17 protein-coding genes and 1 tRNA gene are annotated in these 19,298 nt (G+C 67.4%); 10 read left to right on the plus strand and 8 right to left on the minus strand.

All coding sequences use genetic code 11. The features are described from left to right. Window positions 1-65: 65 nt before the first annotated feature. Entirely contained in the window at window positions 66-1,121 is a 1,056-nt protein-coding gene (locus tag WT53_RS00645) for a putative 2-aminoethylphosphonate ABC transporter substrate-binding protein (protein WP_034208710.1), read from the minus strand. A 208-nt stretch (window positions 1,122-1,329) separates the two neighbouring features. Here WT53_RS00645 and phnA point away from each other — a divergent pair, with 208 nt between their 5' ends. Continuing rightward, window positions 1,330-2,568, plus strand: a complete 1,239-nt coding sequence (gene phnA / locus WT53_RS00650; RefSeq protein WP_034208709.1) for a phosphonoacetate hydrolase — start codon at window positions 1,330-1,332, stop codon at window positions 2,566-2,568. A 27-nt stretch (window positions 2,569-2,595) separates the two neighbouring features. After that, window positions 2,596-4,050, plus strand: coding sequence for a phosphonoacetaldehyde dehydrogenase (gene phnY / locus WT53_RS00655; RefSeq protein WP_034208708.1), 1,455 nt, complete (start codon window positions 2,596-2,598; stop codon window positions 4,048-4,050). 171 nt (window positions 4,051-4,221) lie between these two features. On the opposite strand, the gene WT53_RS00660 is transcribed toward phnY, so the two are convergent. Next, window positions 4,222-5,037, minus strand: coding sequence for an alpha/beta fold hydrolase (locus tag WT53_RS00660; protein WP_034208707.1), 816 nt, complete (start codon window positions 5,035-5,037; stop codon window positions 4,222-4,224). Window positions 5,038-5,118: 81 nt separating this feature from the next. On the opposite strand from WT53_RS00660, the gene WT53_RS00665 reads away from it, so the two are divergent. Further along, window positions 5,119-5,733 carry a CGNR zinc finger domain-containing protein gene (locus WT53_RS00665; RefSeq protein WP_034208706.1) on the plus strand — a complete coding sequence of 205 codons (615 nt, stop codon included), beginning with the start codon at window positions 5,119-5,121 and terminating at the stop codon, window positions 5,731-5,733. A 36-nt stretch (window positions 5,734-5,769) separates the two neighbouring features. Here the strand turns inward: WT53_RS00665 and WT53_RS00670 are convergent, their stop codons facing one another. After that, a complete protein-coding gene (locus tag WT53_RS00670) occupies window positions 5,770-6,678 on the minus strand; it encodes a DUF3592 domain-containing protein (RefSeq protein WP_034208705.1) in 909 nt (302 codons plus the stop codon). Window positions 6,679-7,003: 325 nt separating this feature from the next. Beyond that, window positions 7,004-7,079: transfer RNA gene (locus tag WT53_RS00675), tRNA-Lys, on the minus strand. Window positions 7,080-7,269: 190 nt separating this feature from the next. On the opposite strand from WT53_RS00675, the gene WT53_RS00680 reads away from it, so the two are divergent. Next, window positions 7,270-7,674: a PaaI family thioesterase gene (locus WT53_RS00680; protein ID WP_031399646.1), complete on the plus strand. Its 405-nt coding sequence runs from the start codon at window positions 7,270-7,272 to the stop codon at window positions 7,672-7,674. A gap of 8 nt (window positions 7,675-7,682) precedes the next feature. After that, a complete protein-coding gene (locus tag WT53_RS00685; protein ID WP_034208704.1) occupies window positions 7,683-8,549 on the plus strand; it encodes a patatin-like phospholipase family protein in 867 nt (288 codons plus the stop codon). A gap of 49 nt (window positions 8,550-8,598) precedes the next feature. Here WT53_RS00685 and WT53_RS00690 read toward each other — a convergent pair whose 3' ends face one another. Further along, complete coding sequence (locus WT53_RS00690) at window positions 8,599-9,612, minus strand: D-2-hydroxyacid dehydrogenase family protein (protein ID WP_034208703.1); 1,014 nt, start codon at window positions 9,610-9,612, stop codon at window positions 8,599-8,601. A gap of 427 nt (window positions 9,613-10,039) precedes the next feature. Between WT53_RS00690 and WT53_RS00695 the strand changes: the two genes are divergently transcribed. Then, a complete protein-coding gene (locus tag WT53_RS00695; RefSeq protein WP_034208702.1) occupies window positions 10,040-11,089 on the plus strand; it encodes a LysR family transcriptional regulator in 1,050 nt (349 codons plus the stop codon). A 108-nt stretch (window positions 11,090-11,197) separates the two neighbouring features. Here the strand turns inward: WT53_RS00695 and WT53_RS00700 are convergent, their stop codons facing one another. The 3 genes from WT53_RS00700 to dprA form a co-directional block, all read right to left on the minus strand. Next, window positions 11,198-13,795 carry a DNA topoisomerase III gene (locus tag WT53_RS00700; protein WP_034208701.1) on the minus strand — a complete coding sequence of 866 codons (2,598 nt, stop codon included), beginning with the start codon at window positions 13,793-13,795 and terminating at the stop codon, window positions 11,198-11,200. A gap of 194 nt (window positions 13,796-13,989) precedes the next feature. Further along, window positions 13,990-14,370 (minus strand): thioredoxin family protein, encoded by a 381-nt coding sequence (locus tag WT53_RS00705; RefSeq protein WP_034208700.1) that lies wholly within the window; start codon window positions 14,368-14,370, stop codon window positions 13,990-13,992. 36 nt (window positions 14,371-14,406) lie between these two features. Then, window positions 14,407-15,720, minus strand: coding sequence for a DNA-processing protein DprA (gene dprA, locus WT53_RS00710; protein ID WP_034208699.1), 1,314 nt, complete (start codon window positions 15,718-15,720; stop codon window positions 14,407-14,409). 185 nt (window positions 15,721-15,905) lie between these two features. Here dprA and def point away from each other — a divergent pair, with 185 nt between their 5' ends. The 4 genes from def (at window position 15,906) to htpX (ending at window position 19,147) form a co-directional block, all read left to right on the plus strand. Then, window positions 15,906-16,409: a peptide deformylase gene (def, locus tag WT53_RS00715; RefSeq protein ID WP_006477461.1), complete on the plus strand. Its 504-nt coding sequence runs from the start codon at window positions 15,906-15,908 to the stop codon at window positions 16,407-16,409. A 34-nt stretch (window positions 16,410-16,443) separates the two neighbouring features. Then, window positions 16,444-17,427 carry a methionyl-tRNA formyltransferase gene (gene fmt / locus WT53_RS00720; protein WP_034208698.1) on the plus strand — a complete coding sequence of 328 codons (984 nt, stop codon included), beginning with the start codon at window positions 16,444-16,446 and terminating at the stop codon, window positions 17,425-17,427. Between the two features lie 120 nt (window positions 17,428-17,547). Next, window positions 17,548-18,189, plus strand: a complete 642-nt coding sequence (locus WT53_RS00725; protein ID WP_034208697.1) for a LysE family translocator — start codon at window positions 17,548-17,550, stop codon at window positions 18,187-18,189. 100 nt (window positions 18,190-18,289) lie between these two features. After that, complete coding sequence (htpX, locus tag WT53_RS00730; protein WP_034208696.1) at window positions 18,290-19,147, plus strand: zinc metalloprotease HtpX; 858 nt, start codon at window positions 18,290-18,292, stop codon at window positions 19,145-19,147. Window positions 19,148-19,298: the final 151 nt, after the last annotated feature.

Raw genomic sequence — 19,298 nt, forward strand, 5'->3', positions numbered from 1 at the left:
GCCGGGTTCGACGACGGAAAGGGTGACGCGGGGCGGCGCGCGGCGCGGCCCCGCTGCGGGCAGCGTCATTGCTGCGCTTTCGCCCCGTAACGCTTCTGCCACGTATCGAGGATCGACTGGCGGTTCTTCGCCGACCACACGAAGTCGTTCTTCACGAGCAGGTCCGGGTAGTTGTCGGGGATGCCGGCCAGCTTTCGCGCCACGCCCGGATACGCGACGATCGCCCACCAGCGCGCGGTGATCTGGTTCGCTTCCTTGCTCGCCATGAAGTCGGCGAGCTTCCTCGCGGCGTCGGGCTGCTTCGTCGTCTTCATGATCGCCGTGCCTTCCATGTCCCAGCCGAGCCCTTCCTTCGGGAACACGAGATCGATCGGTGCGCCCTGCGCCTGCAGTTCGTGGCCGCGGAACTCGAACGAGATGCCGATCGGGAATTCGCCGGTGCCCGCGAGCGTGCACGGCTTCGAGCCCGAATGCACGTACTGCGCGACGTTCTTGTCGAGCGCGTCCATGAATTTCCAGCCTTTGTCGTCGCCGAAGGTCTGCAGCCATGCGGTCACGTCGAGGTAGCCGGTGCCCGACGACACCGGGCTCGGCATCACGATCGCGCCTTTGTAGACCGGCTTCGTCAGGTCTTCCCACGACGTCGGCTTCGGGATGTTCTTCGCTTGCGCGGCGACGCGGTTGTAGCAGATCGTCGCGCCCCACACGTCCATGCCGACCCAGTGCGGCGGCGTGTTCGCGTCGCTGTACTTGCGCGTGAGCTGGTCGAAGCCCTTCGGCGCGTACGGCATCAGCATGCCTTGCAGGTCGAGCAGCGTGAGGCTCGACGCGGCGAGGCCGAGCACGACGTCCGCGCGCGGGTTGTTCTTCTCCGCGAGCAGCTTCGCGGTGACCGAGCCGGTCGAGTCGCGCACCCAGCGGATCTCGATATCGGGGTTCGCCTTCTCGAACGCGTCCTTGTAGGGCTTCATCGCCTCGTCTTCCAGCGCGGTGTAGACGAGCAGCGACGTCTTCGCGTGCGCCGCCTGGGCGGCGCCGAGCGCGACGGCCACGGCCAGCGCGACACGGGCCGCGCCCGTCGCCCATGCATCGAAACGCTTGTGTACCGGCACTTCGTTCATCTTCAGACCCCTTGACTGTGGCGCCGCGGCACGCGGCGGATGAGTGGAGACCAGCCCTCTTGCTGCACCGTTGTTTTGCTTTCTGTTCTCTGCATGTTGTTGACAATCTACAAATCCTCAATTTTAATGTCAAGCATGGAAAACACCTCCCTTCGGCGCGGCGCGGGCGCCGACGGCTCACCCCTTCGACCTGAAAGGAATGAACGTCATGACTGAAACGCCTGTATCCGTGGAAGTGAACGGCCGCCGCTACAACTGGATGAGCCGGCCCGTGGTGGTCGTCTGCGTCGACGGCTGCGCATACGAATATCTGGAAGAAGCCGCCGAGGCCGGCGTCGCGCCGTTCCTGCGCACGCTGCTGAAGCCCGGCACGGCGCTCAAGGGCGAATGCGTGGTGCCGAGCTTCACGAACCCGAACAACCTGTCGATTGTCACCGGCGTGCCGCCGGCGATCCACGGGATAAGCGGCAATTACTTCTACGATCGTGACACCGGCGCCGAGGTGTTGATGAACGATCCGAAATACCTGGTCGCGCCCACCGTGCTCGCGACCTTCGCCGAACAGGGCGCGCGCGTCGCGGTCGTCACCGCGAAGGACAAGCTGCGCCGCCTGCTCGGCAAGGGGCTGAAGGGCATCTGCTTCTCGTCGGAGAAGGCCGACGAAGCGAGCATCGCGGAAAACGGCATCGACAACGTGCTCGAGCTGGTCGGCAAGCCGGTGCCGAGCGTGTACAGCGCGGACCTGTCGGAGTTCGTGTTCGCCGCCGGCGTGCGCCTGCTCGAGACGCGCCCGATCGACCTGATGTACCTGTCGACCACCGACTACGTGCAGCACAAGTGCGCGCCCGGCACGCCCGGCGCGAACGCGTTCTACGCGATGATGGACACGTACCTGCGGCGCCTCGACGAACTCGGCGCGATCGTCGCGATCACGGCCGATCACGGGATGAACGCGAAGCACGACGACGAGACCGGCGAGCCGAACGTGATCTACCTGCAGGAGCTGTTCGACGAATGGCTCGGCCACGATGCGGCGCGCGTGATCCTGCCGATCACCGATCCGTACGTCGTGCACCACGGTGCGCTCGGTTCGTTCGCGACCGTCTACGTGCCGGCGACGGCCGATGCCGATGCGCTGCGCGCGCGGCTCGCCGCGGTCGACGGCATCGAGGTCGTGCTGACGGGCGCGGAAGGCTGCGCGCGCTTCGAACTGCCGCCCGCGCGGATGGGCGACCTGATCGTGATCTCGAAGCAGGACGTCGTGCTCGGCACGCGCCGCATCAAGCACGACCTGTCGGGCCTCGACGTGCCGCTGCGCTCGCACGGCGGGATCTCCGAGCAGATCGTGCCGCTGATCTTCAGCAAGCCGGTCGCGACCGACGTCGCGGGCCGCGCGCGGCTGCGCAATTTCGACATCATCGACATCGCGCTCAACCACCTGCAGTGACGCGGACGCATCCGCCAGGAGACACTCATGAACGCCATTGCAGAATCGTCGGACGTCCGCACGCTTCGTCGTGAAGCACTGCGAATCGACGGTGAGAGGATCCACCGCGACGCGGTCATCGACGTGCGCAACCCGTACGACGGCGCGCTGGTCGGCACCGTGCCGAAGGCGACGCTCGACGACGTGCGCCGCGCATTCGCGGTTGCGCATGCGTACCGGCCGACGCTCACGCGCCACGATCGCGCGGCGATCCTGCGCCGCGCAGCCGACATCGTGCGTGCGCGCACCGCGGAGATCGCGGCGCTGATCACGGCCGAGGCCGGGCTGTGCATCAAGGATTCGACGTACGAAGCCGGCCGCGTGGCCGACGTGCTGACGTTCGGCGCCGGCGAAGTGCTGAAGGACGACGGGCAGATCTTCTCGTGCGATCTGACGCCGCACGGCAAGAAGCGCCGCGTGTACACGCAGCGCGACCCGCTGCTCGGCGTGATTTCGGCGATCACCCCGTTCAATCACCCGATGAACCAGGTCGCGCACAAGATCGTGCCGTCGGTGGCGACCAACAACCGGATCGTCGTGAAGCCGTCGGAGAAGGTGCCGCTGTCGTGCTACCTGTTCGCGGACATCCTGTACGAAGCCGGCCTGCCGCCGCAGATGCTGCAGGTGATCACCGGCGACCCGAAGGAGATCGCCGACGAGCTGATCACGAACCCGGCGATCGATCTCATCACGTTCACCGGCGGCGTGTCGATCGGCAAGTCGATCGCCGCGCGGATGGGCTACCGGCGCGCGGTGCTCGAACTCGGCGGCAACGATCCGATCATCGTGATGGAAGACGCCGATCTCGACGAAGCGAGCACGCTCGCGGTGTCGGGCTCGTACAGGAATTCGGGGCAGCGCTGCACGGCGATCAAGCGGATGCTCGTGCACGAGGCGGTGGCCGATCGCTTCACGGAGCTGGTCGTCGAGAAAACGCGCGCGTGGTCGTACGGCAATCCGTCCGATCCGTCGATCGACATGGGCACCGTGATCGACGAAGCGGCCGCGAAGTTCTGCGAGCAGCAGGTGAACGACGCGATCGCGCGCGGTGCGCGGCTGCTGGTCGGCAACGTGCGCGACGGCGCGCTGTATTCGCCGACGGTCGTCGATCGCGTGACGCCCGACATGCCGCTGGTGAAGCATGAAACCTTCGGCCCGGTGTCGCCGATCATGCGCTTTCGCGACATCGACGAAGCGATCCGGATGTCGAACAGCACCGACTACGCGCTGTCGTCGTCGGTGTGCACGAATCGCTTCGACCACATCACGCGCTTCATCACCGAGCTGGAAGTCGGCAGTGTGAACGTGCGCGAGGTGCCGGGCTATCGACTCGAACTGACGCCGTTCGGCGGCGTGAAGGATTCGGGGCTCGGGTACAAGGAGGGCGTGCAGGAGGCGATGAAGAGCTTCACGAATACGAAGACGTATTCGCTGCCGTGGTAAGCGCCGTGCCACGTGCCCGCGCCGGCATCGCAGCCGGCGCGGGCGTGGTTCGATCGGCGCGTAGCGTCGGCCGATTCGCGTTTTTGCCGGGCCGCGACGCGTCGGTAGAATTCGCGGACCTCTCGAACGGCGCAGGCGTGCCGGTGTGGTGACGCGAGACGCGGTACCGGCTCAGCGCCGTGCGTACCCGTCGAGCACGGCCGCGACGATCGCTTCCGGCGCATCTTCCTGAACCAGGTGGCCCGCGCGAGGGACGCGGATCAGCCGGCCGTTCGCGATGCGATCGGCCAGGGCCTGTCCTTGCTCGAGCGGAATCCACGCGTCTTCCTCGCCCCACACGATGCGCACCGGAAAGTCCGGCGGCGCGTAGCGGGCCTCCGCTTCCTCGATGTAGCGCTGGCGCATCTGCGCGATCTGGCGATAGAACGCGGCCTGGCCGGCCGGCGTGAGCCACGGCGCACGGTAGGTCGACAGCACGTCTTCGCTCAACGGCTGCGCGACCGCGTTGCCGAGATAGGCCGACAGGAGCGCACGATGCGCGTACGCGGGCAAGCCGGTGAACGCGGCTTCGTGCTGCGCGACGTGGCGCACGAACGGCGAGCCTTGCGGCGCGATCGCGACCGGGTTCACGAGCGTGAGATCCGCATACGCGATGCCGTCGAGAAAGTGCGCGCGCAGCACGGTCGCGCCGCCGTAGTCGTGCGCGAGCACGCGCGGCCGTGCGAGTTGCCATTCATTCAGCAGCGCGCCGAACAGCGCGTTCTGACGGCCCAGCGACACGTCCGCGTCCGGCATGTCGGACTGGCCGTAGCCGAGCAGGTCGTAGAAATACACGCGATGGCGTCGCGCGAGCCACGGCGCGATCCGGCGCCATACCTGCGACGAAAACGGCGTGCCGTGTACGAGCACGAGCGGCGGCCCTTCGCCGAGCGTGCCCCATGCAATCCGGTGGCCTTCGAAATCGAAGCGGTTCGGGAGTTCGAGCATCGGCTTCTCCGTGATAACCTGTTTTGGTTGTTAACAGGTTACGCCGGATTTTCCGGATGTGAAACCGATAGGCGAGAATAAATGGTTACTCGATCCGACCGGGCGCGACACGGGCATGAATGGCGTGCGGCCGATTTCGTCGGCGGCCATCCGGCGCTCGATTTTCTGAACACCGTGGCCGACACCGGCAAGACGCGCGACGAGGACAAGCTCGTCGACTGGCCGGCCGTGCGCGCATGGGCCGCGAAAGCGGGGTTGCTGGCGCCCGACGATCTGGCGCGGCTGCTGCGTCATCCGCGCCAGGACGGCCCGGACGAGCTCGCGGCGCTGCACCGCTTTCGCGACGACGCGTACGTCGCGATCGCGCATCTGACGGCCGCAGGCGGCGGCAGTGCAGGCGCGCGCGCAGCGGACCGGCTCACGGCGGCGATCCGCGACGCGATCGGGCGTAGCGCGTTCGATGCGGTCGGCGGCCGCTTCGCGTGGCGGCCCGACGCGCGCGCGGCGTCGCGCTGGATCGATGCGGTCGCGCTCGGTTTCGAGCATCTGATGCGCAGCGACGATTTCGCGCGCGTGCGGCAGTGCGGCCGGTGTACGTGGTTCTTCGTCGATCGCGGCCGCGGTGTCGGGCGGCGGTGGTGCGACATGCGCACGTGCGGGAATCGCGCGAAGGTGGAGGCGTTCAGGGAGCGGTGACGCGTGCGTCGCGACGGTTGCCGCCCCGCGCGTGCGTCATCGGGCGGCTTCGTGCGGCCGGTGGTGGTCGGGCCATAACGTCGCGGCGACGAACAGCCCCGCTGCGAGGAACGGCGCGCCGATCGCGAACAGGATGGCCGTGAGGCCCCAGCGATCCCAGAAGCGGTCGACGAGCGCCCGCTCTGGGGTGACGGGATCGTACAGCACGCTGACCGCGTCGCCCTCGCGCAGCCCCGGTTGCGACGACGCCGAGCCCTGGGCGAACGTGATCAGCCGTCCGCTGTCGGTCGTGAACGCGACGATGGCCGAATACAGCGACGTGCGCGACCGCGACGATCGCCCGTTTTTCGCGATCTCGACCACATGGCCGGTCGAGCGCGCATAGTGGTGGACGATCTGCCACTGACGCAGGCCGGCCGCGCCGGCGCCGGCGAGGAAGCCCGTGCCGATCGCGATCGGAATCAGCACGATCGCGACATCCCAGCGGCGCCGTGCCGGCTGGCGTGCGACGCGGGGCCGCGCCGGCTCCGATTGTCGGCGGCGACGCTCGCCGGCGATCAGCACGCTGCCGATCGCGAACGACGCGACGGCGAGCAGCGCCGGCACGGCCACCGGAAACCAACGTTGCGTGAAATCGTCGATCAGCGCCGGGCGCTCGGGGTGGTCGGGGTCGAGCAGGACGTCGACGTTTTCGCCGATGTCGTAGGCGGGGACCGTCGATGCGGTATTGCCGGCGACTTCGCGGCGCTGGCCGTCGTTCGCGAGGTACGCGACGATCGGCCGGTACGCGCGCATCGCATCGCTGTCCTGGACGATGCGCACGACCGTGCCCGGCACGCGGACCAGGTGGCCGGGTTCCCGGCTTGCCGTGACGGCGAGTGCGCCGGTCAGCACGGACAGGACGACACCGATCGTCAGCGCGACCAGCGCGTTCTTACCCGGCATGACGCGATCCGGTTCGTGCGTCGCGCGGATTCGGGTGCGCCCGGGGGAGCGGCCCGTCGCGACGGACAGGCCGATATTGGCGCGACCACGCCCTCTGAATGGTCGCGTCTCGTTCACATGCTTCCATGTCTGACGTCCCGTGTTCTCTCAGTGCCGGCGGCAGACGACGATACGTGCGCCGGTCGTGTGATTTTGTCGGACGATTCTAGCGGAAACGATGCGCGACGGGCGTGCGGTGACGTACCGCGAAAGGCGCGCGCCGCGAGTGCGGCGCGCCAGAACGAAAAAGGCCGGTCAGCTTTCGCTGACCGGCCTTTGGAATTCCTGGTGGGGCGTGAGTGACTCGAACACTCGACCTACGGATTAAGAGTCCGCTGCTCTACCAACTGAGCTAACGCCCCCAACAGAAGAAAGATTATGCGTGAGTATTTCAGGCTTGGCAAGCCTTTTCTGCAAATATCCTGAAAATATTTCGTCGAGACGGCGGTGGCCGTCGGCGCGATAACGAGCGGTCGCAGTTTGCGCGCTCCCGGTATGATGACGCCACACGCGTTGCGCGGCGGTCGCGCGACGTTTTCTGGACAGTCGAAGATGGACGAAAACGCAGTCCGCGAATTGCTGGATCGCCTGCTGGCCCCGTGGGTCCGCTCGCTGGGTCTGGTCCCCGTGTCGATCGGCGACGACAGCGTCACGCTGCGCCTGCCGTTTTCCGGCGAGTTCCGCCATTCGGGCGGCGTGATCTGCGGCCAGGTGTTCACGGCGGCCGCCGACACCGCGATGGTGGTCGCGATCTCGGCCGCGCTCGGCGAATTCCGGCCGATGACGACGGTGTCGCTGAACACGAACTTCATGCGTCCCGTGCGCAAGGGCGACGTACTCGTCACCGCGCGCGTGCTGCGGATGGGCCGCAATCTCGTGTTCGGCGAAGTCGAGCTGTTCGACGAGGACGGCAAGATGGCCGTCCACGCGACGTCGACCTACGCGCTCGTCGGCTGAGCGGCGCGATGTTCGACCAGATCGTCTTTGCGGGCGGCGGCAATCGGTGCTGGTGGCAGGCCGGCTTCTGGGACGTCGCGCAGCCGGCGCTCGACCTGCGCCCGCGCGTGATTACCGGCATTTCGGCCGGCGCGGCCACCGCGTGCATGCTGTATACGCGCGACGCCGCGTGGGTGATGCGCTATTACGAAGAGGCGCTGCGCCACAACCGGAAGAACGCGTACTGGGGCAACCTGTTCGGGCGCGAGCCGGTGTTTCCGCACTACCGGATCTACCGCCAGGCGTTGCTCGACATCTACGGTGAGCCGTTCGCGAAGCTCGCCGCGGCGCCGGAGATCCGCATCGGCGTGTCGCACGTGCCGCGCTGGCTCGGCGCGCGCAGCGCGGTCGCCGCCGGCCTCGTCGCGTACAACATCGAAAAGTACGTGCGCAAGACGTTGCATCCGACGCTCGGGCGCACACTCGGTTTCCGGCCCGAATTCGTGCGTGCGCAGGCCTGCACGCAAGTCGACGAACTCGCCGACCTGATCCTGCAGTCGTCCTGCACGCCGCCGTTCACGCCGGTGCTGCGGCGCGGCGGCCGGCCGGTGCTCGACGGCGGGATGGTCGACAACGTACCGGTCGATGCGCTCGACCCGTCGCCGGGCGACGTGCTGGTGCTCGTCACGCGCCTGTATCCGCGTCCGCAGATGTTCACGGTCGCGCATGGCGACCAGCGGCGGCTGTACGTGCAGCCGTCGAGCAAGGTACCGATTTCGAGCTGGGATTACACGAGCCCGTCGCAGATGCGGCATGCGTACGATCTCGGTCGGCGCGACGGCGAGCACTTCCTCACGCGTGTCGGCGCGATGACGGGCGGCCGCGTGGCCGCCTGACGATCGGGAATGGAGCAGCGGGGCCGCGCGGCGTGCGCAGCCCGTGCGATCAGCGCTTGCGGATCGGCGTCAGCGCTTCCGGATTCGCGACGCTCGACATGTCGCCGTCGTCGAACGCGAGAATGTTGCGGAATGCGGCACTGAAATAGAGCTCGTAGCTTTCGCGTTCGACGTAGCCGATGTGCGGCGTGCAGATCACGTTTTCCATCCGCAGCAGGCTGTAGCCCTGCAGGATCGGCTCGCTTTCGAACACGTCGATCGCGACCATCCCCGGACGGTTGTGCGACAGCGCGTTGACGAGCGCGTTGTCCTCGAGCAACTCGGCGCGGCTCGTGTTGACGAGCAGCGACGTCGGCTTCATCCGCATCAGGTCTTCCTGCTTCACGATCCCGCGCGTGTCGTCGTGCAGGCGCAGGTGCAGCGACAGCACGTCGCTCTGCTCGAACAGCGCTTCGCGACTCTCCGCGGCCGTGTAGCCGTCGGCGCGCGCGGCTTCGAGCGAATGCTCGCGGCCCCAGATCAGCACGTTCATCCCGAACGCCTTGCCGTAGCCGGCGACGAGACGGCCGATCTTGCCGTAGCCCCAGATGCCGAGCGTCTGGCCGCGCAGCACCTGGCCGAGGCCGAAGTTCGGCGGCAGCGCCGACGTCTTCAGGCCCGACTGCTGCCAGGCGCCCTGCTTCAGGTTCGCGACGTACTGCGGAATGCGGCGCTGGGCGGCCATCACGAGCGCCCAGGTCAGTTCGGCCGGCGCGACCGGCGAACCGGTGCCTTCGAGCACCGCGATGCCACGGTCGGTACACGCGTCGAGATCGATGTGGCTCGACACACGGCCGGTCTGGCTGATCATGCGCAGGTTCGGCAGCTTCGAGAGCAACTGCGAAGTAATCGGGGTCCGTTCACGAATCAGCACGAGCGCCTCGACTTCCGCCAGACGGCTGGCGAGCTGTCCCAGGCCGCGCACCGTATTGTTGAAGACCTTTACGTCGTGGCCGGCGAGCATCTCGAAGCAGTTCAGCTTGCGGACGGCGTCCTGGTAATCGTCGAGGATGGCAATTTTCATGGTGAACGGGGTGTCGCGCGTTGAAAGCGGCGCGGGCGGCGGCGCGCGTTGCGCGCCCGCTCTGCCCGGCCGGGGCCGACATGATGCTACGCCGGCCGCCTTCGTGGTGTCTTTTTAACAGGTTGTTACGCTCCGCCGCAATCGGCGCCAGTCACCCCCGGCGCCACTCGCGCGCCGTGCGAAGCGGTGCGCTGTTGTGTCGCATCAAACACGTCCTTTCTGATTCGGCCGCTTACACGCCGAGGTTCACCCAATTGTTGCTCCAAGCAGAATAATTGGATCAACTATCCGCGGAAGCCGAGGATTTTTGACTATTTTTATCGTCAACCGCCCCCTTGTTGAGCAACTCTGCATCATTTCCGCTGTCGTAGGAGAATTACGCATTTGCTTCATCTTTTTGAAGTTGTAACAGCGGCAGGAGTCGTTTATGGATCATTTGCAGTCGATGCGCGTGTTCGTCAAGGTTGCAGATCTCGGCAGTTTCGCGCGGGCCGCGAGCGCAATGGATATCTCCAACGCGGTCGCGACGCGCCACGTCGCCGATCTGGAAGGCCGGCTCGGCACGCGTTTGCTCAACCGCACCACGCGCAGCCTCTCCCTGACGGAGTCGGGTCAGGTCTATCTCGAGCGTGCCCGCCAGATCCTCGACGAGCTCGAGGACGTCGAGCAGATGGTCGTCGCACGCAATCACGAGCCGGTCGGCACGCTGCGCATCGTTGCGCCGGTCGTGTTCGGCCTGCACAACCTCGCTCCCGTGCTGCAGTCGTACACGGAGAATTTCCCCAAAGTGGTGCCGGATCTCACGCTGGTCGACCGGCAGGTCGATCTCGTCGAGGAAGGCTTCGACGTCGGCATCGTCGTCACGCGCCAGATGCGCAGCGCAAGCATCGTCACGCGGCGTCTCACCACCGGTTGCATGACCGTGTGCGCGACGCCGAGCTATCTGGAGAAGCACGGCGTGCCGATTCATCCGGAACAGCTCGCCGAGCACCCGGCCTTGAGCCTGCCGACCGAATACTGGGGCGACGAGCGCGTGTTCACGGGGCCGGACGGCGAAGTGCGCGTGCGCCCGACCAACGTGATCGTCGCGAACAACACCGCGATGCTGCGCCAGTTCGCGTTGCTCGGAATGGGCGTCGCGATCCTGCCGAGCTACCTGATCGGCAGCGACATCGCGCGCGGCGCGCTCGTGCGGCTGCTGCCGGAATTCCGGCTGCCGCAGGTCGAGATCAACATCGCCTACCCGAGCCGGCGCCACCTGCCGGCCAAGGTGCGCACGTTCATCGACCACCTCGTCGAACATTTCAGCCACTCGACCGACGCGATGATGGGCGAGCAGTGGGCCGCGCAGGGCGCGACGCCGCCGCCGATCGGCGTGGAGATGCGGGCCGAGCAGCCCGAGTCGACCGATCCGAACCTGCAGCCGCGTCTTGCGCGCTCGCCGCGCACGCGCGTGGCGGTGCCGTCGCCGCTGTAACGGCTCGGAGGCCGGCACGAAAAAAAACGCGGATCGATCGATCCGCGTTTTTTTATGGCTGCGTACCGGCGCCGGACGCGCCGCAAGCGGCGCCCGGCGGTCGGGGCGTCACGAACCCGTCTTGCGCGCCGTCGTCTTGCGTGCGGCGGTCTTGCGGGCCGGTGCCGGTTTCTCTTCGGCGCCTTCGGTCACGGTTTCGGCATCCTTCGCCGCCGATTTGGCCGTCTTCTTCGCGGCGGCGGCCTTCGGCTCCTTCTTCTCGAACTCGAAGCCGATCTTGCCGTCCGGCTGCTTCACGAGGAACGCCTTGAAGTTGCGGCCGGTACGCGACGACTTGAAGTTCGGCAGCAGATCCGTGCGACCGTCGGCAAGCAGCTTGCCCATCTGCTCGCGCGTGATTTCCTGCTGCAGGATCACCTTGCCCGAGCGGAAGTCGCAGGTCTTCGGGTTCGCCACCGAGTGCTCGCACACGTAGCTCATCCCGTGCTCGAACACGCGGCCCTTGCACTTCGGGCACGCGCCGACCGGTTCCTGCGCCGAGAAGTCGGGCGCTTCGCCTTCCTCGCCGCCCTGATCCTGGCCGAAATCGAACTCGAGCTTGTAGTTCTTCGTCTCGTCGTCGAACGACAGCTTGAGGATCGCCGAGAACGGGCGGCCCATCTTGCTGCGGAACCCCGACAGCGGCCCGATTTCCTTCTTCTGCAGCAGCTCCTCGACTTCCGGGATCTCGAATTGCCGGCTGCCCGGAATCTTCGAGATCGAGAAATCGCACTTCGTGCACGCAAAGCGGCGGTAGTTTTCCTTCACCTGGCCACCGCAGTTCGGGCACGGTGTCTCGAGGGTCGCGTAGTCGCCGGGGATCGTGTCCGAATCGTATTCCTTCGCGCGCTTGACGATCTGCTGCGTCATGCGGGCGATTTCCTGCATGAACGCGTCGCGGCCGAGATTGCCGCGCTCCATCTGCGACAGCTTGTATTCCCATTCGCCGGTGAGCTCGGGCGCCGTGAGTTCCTTCACGCCGAGGCCGCGCAGCAGCGTCATCAACTGGAATGCCTTCGCGGTCGGAATCAGTTCGCGGCCTTCGCGCAGCAGATACTTCTCGCCGAGCAGGCCTTCGATGATCGCCGCGCGCGTCGCCGGCGTGCCGAGGCCCTTCGCGGCCATCGCCTCGCGCAGCTCGTCGTCCTCGACCAGCTTGCCCGCGCCTTCCATCGCCGACAGCAGCGTCGCTTCCGAGTAGCGTGCGGGCGGCTTCGTCACCAGCGCGACGGCGGCGATCTCGTCCGTCTTCACCTTCTCGTCCTTCTGTACCGGCACGAGGTTCGCGTCCGCGCCTTCGGCGTCGCGGCCGTACACCTGCAGCCAGCCCGGCTCGACGAGCACCTTGCCTTCGGTCTTGAAGTGATGGCCGGCGACTTCGGTGATCCGGGTCGTCACGCGGAATTCGGCTGCCGGGAAGAACACCGCGAGGAAGCGCTTCACGACCATGTCGTACAGCTTCTGCTCCGGCTCGGACAGCGACTTCGGCGCCTGCAGCGTCGGGATGATGGCAAAGTGGTCGCTGATCTTCGAGTTGTCGAAGATCCGCTTGTTCGGCTTCACCCAGCCCTTGTCGAGCACCTGCTTCGCATGCGGCAGATAGTTGTGGCTCTCCTTGAGCATCTCGAGCGTGGACTGGACCGTCGACAGATAGTCTTCCGGCAGCGCGCGCGCATCGGTACGCGGGTAGGTCAGCACCTTGTGCTTTTCATACAGCGCCTGGGCGAGGCCGAGCGTGTTCTTCGCGGAGAAGCCGAAGCGGCTGTTCGCCTCGCGCTGCAGGCTCGTCAGGTCGAACAGCAGCGGCGACAGTTGCGTCGACGGCTTCGATTCCTCGGACACCGTGCCGACCTGGTCGCGACAGGCGGCGACGATCGTTTCGGCGGCCGGCAGGCTCCACAGGCGTGAGTCGCGCTTTTCCGGATCGAATTCGTCGCGCTTGAATTTCGGGTCGAACCACTTTCCTTCGTAGAAGCCGGCCGCGCACGCGAATTCGGCCTTCACTTCCCAGTAGTCGCGCGGGACGAAGCGACGGATTTTCTCTTCACGTTCGACGACGATCGACAACGTTGGCGTCTGAACGCGGCCGACGGTGGTCAGGAAGAAGCCGCCGCCCTTGCTGTTGAACGCGGTCATCGCGCGGGTGCCGTTGATCCCGACGAGCCAGTCGGCTTCCGAGCGGCAGCGGGCGGCGTCGGCGAGCGGTTGCATGTCCGAGTCGCTGCGCAGGTTCGCGAACCCGTCGCGGATCGCCTGCGGCGTCATCGATTGCAGCCACAGACGCTGGACCGGCTGTTTCGCCTTCGCGTGCTGCGCGATCAGGCGGAAAATCAGCTCGCCTTCGCGCCCCGCGTCACATGCGTTGATCAGGCGGTCGACGTCCTTGCGCTTCATCAGTTTCGTGAGCACCTTGAGGCGCGACTCGCTTTTTGCGATCGGGTTCAGGTCGAAATGCGGGGGAATGACGGGCAGATGCGCGAAGCTCCATTTCCCGCGCTTGACCTCGTACTCCTCCGGGGCTGCGATTTCCAGCAGGTGGCCGACAGCGGACGAAAGGACGAAATCGTCGCTCTCGTAATACTCGTCATGCTTGGTAAAGCCGCCCAAAGCGCGTGCGATGTCGTTCGCGACAGAAGGCTTTTCCGCAATGATCAGTGCTTTGGACATGACAGGTGTGTGTTGGTAGACCGGGTTCGCCGGTTGTGGGTCCCTTTTACGACCGCTTTATAGCACACGCCGCAGCGACGGCGGCTCGGCGTGTAAAAAGCGGCTCATCATAGAGGGGGGCCGCAACGGCGGCAAGCGCCCGGCGCGGCGGGGCGCGCAAGCCTGCGCAAAAACTGCCGCGCCGGGCCGCGAATTCAGGCTTCGACGTTCAGGACGTCGCGCAATTTCGGTGCGTGCGGCGCACCGGGTACCGCGCTCAAGTCGGACAGCATGCGCTCGACGATCGCCGCGTGCGGCAGCACCGTGCCGAAGAAGCGTGCGGTGTGGGCGTCCTCGATCAGGATGGTCGGGAAGTTCTCGACGTCGAGATCGTCGAGCCGATCGGCATGGGTTTCGATGTCGATCCAGGCGAAGCAGGCGTCCGGATGCGCGTCGGCGAGCCGGTCGAAGGCGCTCCGGTAGTCGCGGCACGTGCCGCACCACTCGGCGCACAGGCAGGCGACCAGCAACGTGCCGGGATCGGCGAGGCGCTCGGCGATCCGATCCGCATCGGTGTCGAGATTCAGCGCGGGCATGGAATTCCTTGGATATCGTCGGCGGCCGGGCCGCCCCTATGGCGGGGACTGTAGCACGCCCCGCGCGGACGGGGTGGGCGCCGCGTCGAGCCGCGCGAAGCGGCCGCCGGCGACGCTCGCGATGCGGCCGGCCAGTTCCAGCGCGAGCAGCGCGCCATGCAGCACGTCGTCGGGCAGGCCACTGTGCTCGGCGAGCCATTCGTACGTCACGGGGCCGTATCCCAATGCGACGAGCACCGCTCGTTCCGACGGATCATCCGGTGGCGGGGCTTCGGATCGGGGCGGCGCGGCAGCCGCTGCGGCGCGATCCGCTGGCGCGCTGCCGGCCGTGCCGGGCGCGCGGATTTCGCCGGCGTTCGCGCGCGGGTTGCCGGCGCGCGCCGCGCCGCCCGTGCTGTGCGCCGCCGGCTCGCCGAGCCCGTATTCCTCGAGCACGTCGAGCGGCGCCGCGGTGAGCTTTGCGCCGTCGCGGATCAGCGCGTGGCAGCCCTGCGCGAGCGGCGCGTGGATCGAGCCGGGTATCGCGAACACATCGCGCCCCAGTTCGTTTGCGAGCCGCGCGGTGATCAGCGAGCCCGAGCGCGGGGCGGCCTCGACGACGAGCACGCCGAGCGCGAGCGCGGCGATCAGCCGGTTGCGCTGCGGAAAATGCGCGGCACGGGCCGGCGTGCCGAGCGGCCATTCCGACACGATCGCGCCGTGCGCGGCGATTTCGTGGGCGAGCGCGCGGTGCCGCGCCGGATAGACGAGATCGGCGCCCGTCGCGATCACCGCGACGGTGCCCGACCGGCCGTCGAGCCCGCCGCGATGCGCGGCGCCGTCGACCCCGAGCGCGAGGCCCGAGACGATCGTGAGGCCCGCGTCGGACAACGCGTGGGCGAAATGCGTTGCGTCGGCGAGCCCCTGGGGCGTCGCATGACGGCTGCCGACCACGGCGAGGCCGCGTGCGTGCAGCAGGTCGAGCCGCCCCTTTACATATAGCAGCGGCGGCGGATCGTGCAGGTCGCGCAGCCGCGGCGGGTAGGCCGGATCGCTCAGCGTGACGAGCACGTTGCCCGGCCCGTCGAGCCAGGCGAGTGCGGCGTCGGTGCGCGTATCGAGATCGTCGCGCTCGCTCGCGCGCACGGCTTGCGCGGCGGCGGGGCTGCTCACGGCGGCGATGGCCTGGTCGGACGCGCACAGCACCGCCGCCGGCGAGCCGAATGCCGCGAGCAGCGCCTGCAACACGGCGGGCGAGAGACCGGGCGCATGCGCGAGCTGCAGCCATGCGCGCAGCGCGGAGGGCGTCAGCGCTTGCGGCGACATGAGGCTGCCCTCGAATGTGGCGGCCAGCGCAGCGCGTGGCGCCATGATAAAATTTTCATCATCCGAAATACTCGACAGGGCCGTGCGCGCAGGCGCCCGGCCGATTGCAGGAGGCGCGATTCGCGGCATTGATATGCCACGCATCCGCCTCATCTTCATTGCATCCCGGCGGTGGCGCCAGCCGGCCGGATGGCCGATGCGGCACGCCGCTCCACCGAATACCGAACGCCATGGCTTTGCTCAATATTCTTCATTACCCCGACAAGCGGCTGCACAAGGTCGCCAAACCCGTCGACAAGGTCGACGACCGGATCCGCAAGCTCGTCGCCGACATGGCCGAGACCATGTACGCGGCGCCCGGCATCGGCCTGGCGGCCACGCAGGTCGACGTGCACGAGCGCGTGATCGTGATCGACGTCTCCGAGGAGAAGAACGAGCTGCGCGCGTTCATCAACCCGGAGATCGTGTGGTCGAGCGACGCGAAGCAGATCTACGAAGAGGGTTGCCTGTCGGTGCCCGGCATCTACGACGAAGTCGAACGCCCCGACCACGTGCGCGTGCGCGCGCTCAACGAGCAGGGCGAGACGTTCGAGCTCGACTGCGAAGGCCTGCTCGCCGTGTGCGTCCAGCACGAGATGGATCACCTGATGGGCCGCGTATTCGTCGAATACCTGTCGCCGCTCAAGCAGACGCGCATCAAGACGAAGATGAAGAAACTCGAACGCGCGATGTGATGCGCGTACGCCCAGCCCGACCCCGAACGCTGTCATGACCCATACGTTGCGCGTGATTTTTGCCGGCACGCCGGAATTCGCCGCGGCTGCCCTCGCCGCGATCCACGAGGCCGGTTTCCCGGTGCCGCTCGTGCTCACCCAGCCCGATCGCCCGGCCGGCCGCGGGATGAAACTCCAGGCGAGCGCGGTGAAGCGCTACGCCGTCGAGCACGGGATGACCGTCGCGCAGCCGCCGTCGCTGCGCCGCGCGGGCAAGTATCCGGCGGAGGCGGCCGACGCGATCGAGCTGCTGCGCACGACGCCGCACGACGTGATGGTGGTGGCCGCGTACGGCCTGCTGCTGCCGCAGGAGGTGCTCGACATCCCGCGCGCCGGCTGCATCAACATCCACGCGTCGCTGCTGCCGCGCTGGCGCGGCGCCGCACCGATCCATCGCGCGATCGAAGCGGGCGACGCCGAGACCGGCGTCACGCTGATGCAGATGGATGCCGGCCTCGACACCGGCGCGATGATCGACGAGGCGCGCATCGCGATCGCGCCCGACGATACGACCGCGACGCTGCACGACCGGCTCGCCGCCGACGGCGCGCGACTGATCGTCGACGCGCTCGTGCGGCTCGAGCGCGACGGCGCGCTGCCGGCGACGCCGCAGCCGGCCGACGGCGTGAGCTACGCGGAAAAGATCGGCAAGCACGAAGCGGCGCTCGACTGGCGCAAGCCCGCCGACGTGCTCGCGCGGCAGGTGCGTGCGTTCGATCCGTTCCCGGGCGGCGTCGCGACGCTCGACGGCGCGGCCATCAAGCTGTGGGCGGCCGAGCCCGTGGCGGCGCGCGGCGACGCGGCGCCCGGCACGATCGTCGAGGCCGCGCCGGAAGGCGTGGTGGTCGCATGCGGCAGCGGCGCGCTGCGCGTCACGCAGTTGCAGAAGCCGGGCGGCAAGCGGCTGCCCGCGCGCGAATTCCTCGCCGGTTCGCCGCTCGCCGCGGGCCAGCGTTTCGCGCTGCCCGACATCGACTGACACGGCCTGAGCGCCATTCGACCGGATTCGCCGGCCCCGCGCAACTGGCCGGACGGCCGAGTCGCGCGGGGCCGCAGGCACGCGTAGAATTTCCCTGCGCTTTCCGGTTTCGAGGTTTTCATGTTCGGCATCGTCCATTTCGGCTTCTTCGTGTTCGCGGTTTTCCTGCTGAACATCACGCCCGGCCCCGACACGGCCTACATCATCGGCCGCAGCGTCGCGCAGGGGCGCGGCGCGGGGCTGATGTCGGCGTTCGGTATTTCGGCCGGCTGCTGCGTCCACGCGCTCGCATGCGCATTCGGCCTGACCGCGCTGCTGGCCGCGTCGGCAACCGCGTTCACGGTGATCAAGCTGGTCGGCGCCGCGTATCTGATCTATCTCGGCGTGCGGATGATCGTCGCGAAGCAGGCCGCCGCGCCGTCGGGCGCCGAAGCCACGCACGCCGCGGCCGCCAGGCCGCTGCGGCAGCTGTTCATGCAGGGTTTCTGGACCAACGTGCTGAATCCGAAGGTCGTGCTGTTCTTCGTGTCGTTCTTTCCGCAGTTCGTGTCGGCCGACAGTCCGCACAAGGCGTGGGCATTCCTGACCCTCGGCGCGGTGTTCGTCGCGATGAGCACGGTCTGGACGAGCGTCGTCGCGTGGGTGGCGGGCAGCGTCACGCAGCGCTTCGCCGGCAAGCCGGGCGTCAAGAAGTGGCTCGACCGCACGGTCGGCAGCGCTTTCGTCGGCCTCGGCCTTCGTCTGGCGAGCGCGCAACGCTGAGATTGAATTTTTCCGGCGAGACCTTATCTAACAAATCGCTTACAATTTTCCGCCGTGCGCTGTCATGCGCGGCGGGTCCCCTGACGGATAAGGAGTGGGTATGTTCAATTGGGTCAAAACGGCGATGCTGATGGCCGCGATCACGGCCCTGTTCATCGTGATCGGCGGGATGATCGGCGGCTCGCGCGGCATGACGATCGCGCTGCTGTTCGCGCTCGGCATGAATTTCTTCTCGTACTGGTTCTCCGACAAGATGGTGCTGCGCATGTACAACGCGCAGGAAGTCGACGAGAGCACGGCGCCGCAGTTCTACCGGATGGTGCGCGAGCTGGCCACGCGCGCGAATCTGCCGATGCCGCGCGTCTACCTGATCAACGAGGACGCGCCGAACGCGTTCGCGACGGGCCGCAACCCCGAGCACGCGGCGGTCGCGGCGACGACGGGCATCCTGCGCGTGCTGTCGGAGCGCGAGATGCGCGGCGTGATGGCGCACGAGCTCGCGCACGTGAAGCACCGCGACATCCTGATCTCGACGATCACCGCGACGATGGCGGGCGCGATTTCGGCGCTCGCGAACTTCGCGATGTTCTTTGGCGGGCGCGACGAGAACGGCCGGCCGGCCAACCCGATCGCGGGTATCGCGGTCGCGCTGCTCGCCCCGATCGCAGGCGCCTTGATCCAGATGGCGATTTCGCGGGCCCGCGAGTTCGAGGCCGACCGCGGCGGCGCGCAGATTTCCGGCGATCCGCAGTCGCTGGCCACCGCACTCGACAAGATCCATCGCTACGCGGCGGGCATCCCGTTCCAGGCGGCCGAGGCGCATCCGGCCACCGCGCAGATGATGATCATGAACCCGCTGCACGGCGGTGGCCTGCAGAACCTGTTCTCGACGCACCCGGCCACCGAGGAGCGCATCGCGCGCCTGATGGAGATGGCGCGCACCGGCCGCTTCGATTGATGCCCCGGCGTAGCGCGCGGCCGTTGCCGCGCGCAGGCCGCTCCGCCACCCCGCATGCTCCGCGCTGCGGGGTGTTTCATTTGTGCGCGCCGTAAAGGGGCCAAAGGGGGCGGCATGGTCGCACGCTACAATGCGCGGTTTGGGATCGCAG

Source organism: Burkholderia sp. MSMB2157WGS, from assembly GCF_001532755.1.
Classification (GTDB): domain Bacteria; phylum Pseudomonadota; class Gammaproteobacteria; order Burkholderiales; family Burkholderiaceae; genus Burkholderia.

Excerpts from the sequence above, each read along its gene's own strand:
- WT53_RS00645 (WP_034208710.1), bottom strand. The coding sequence starts at position 1,121 with ATGAACGAAGTGCCGGTACACAAGCGTTTCGATGCATGGGCGACGGGC.
- phnA (WP_034208709.1), top strand. The coding sequence starts at position 1,330 with ATGACTGAAACGCCTGTATCCGTGGAAGTGAACGGCCGCCGCTACAAC.
- phnY (WP_034208708.1), top strand. The coding sequence starts at position 2,596 with ATGAACGCCATTGCAGAATCGTCGGACGTCCGCACGCTTCGTCGTGAA.
- WT53_RS00660 (WP_034208707.1), bottom strand. The coding sequence starts at position 5,037 with ATGCTCGAACTCCCGAACCGCTTCGATTTCGAAGGCCACCGGATTGCA.
- WT53_RS00665 (WP_034208706.1), top strand. The coding sequence starts at position 5,119 with ATGGTTACTCGATCCGACCGGGCGCGACACGGGCATGAATGGCGTGCG.
- WT53_RS00670 (WP_034208705.1), bottom strand. The coding sequence starts at position 6,678 with ATGCCGGGTAAGAACGCGCTGGTCGCGCTGACGATCGGTGTCGTCCTG.
- WT53_RS00680 (WP_031399646.1), top strand. The coding sequence starts at position 7,270 with ATGGACGAAAACGCAGTCCGCGAATTGCTGGATCGCCTGCTGGCCCCG.
- WT53_RS00685 (WP_034208704.1), top strand. The coding sequence starts at position 7,683 with ATGTTCGACCAGATCGTCTTTGCGGGCGGCGGCAATCGGTGCTGGTGG.
- WT53_RS00690 (WP_034208703.1), bottom strand. The coding sequence starts at position 9,612 with ATGAAAATTGCCATCCTCGACGATTACCAGGACGCCGTCCGCAAGCTG.
- WT53_RS00695 (WP_034208702.1), top strand. The coding sequence starts at position 10,040 with ATGGATCATTTGCAGTCGATGCGCGTGTTCGTCAAGGTTGCAGATCTC.
- WT53_RS00700 (WP_034208701.1), bottom strand. The coding sequence starts at position 13,795 with ATGTCCAAAGCACTGATCATTGCGGAAAAGCCTTCTGTCGCGAACGAC.
- WT53_RS00705 (WP_034208700.1), bottom strand. The coding sequence starts at position 14,370 with ATGCCCGCGCTGAATCTCGACACCGATGCGGATCGGATCGCCGAGCGC.
- dprA (WP_034208699.1), bottom strand. The coding sequence starts at position 15,720 with ATGGCGCCACGCGCTGCGCTGGCCGCCACATTCGAGGGCAGCCTCATG.
- def (WP_006477461.1), top strand. The coding sequence starts at position 15,906 with ATGGCTTTGCTCAATATTCTTCATTACCCCGACAAGCGGCTGCACAAG.
- fmt (WP_034208698.1), top strand. The coding sequence starts at position 16,444 with ATGACCCATACGTTGCGCGTGATTTTTGCCGGCACGCCGGAATTCGCC.
- WT53_RS00725 (WP_034208697.1), top strand. The coding sequence starts at position 17,548 with ATGTTCGGCATCGTCCATTTCGGCTTCTTCGTGTTCGCGGTTTTCCTG.
- htpX (WP_034208696.1), top strand. The coding sequence starts at position 18,290 with ATGTTCAATTGGGTCAAAACGGCGATGCTGATGGCCGCGATCACGGCC.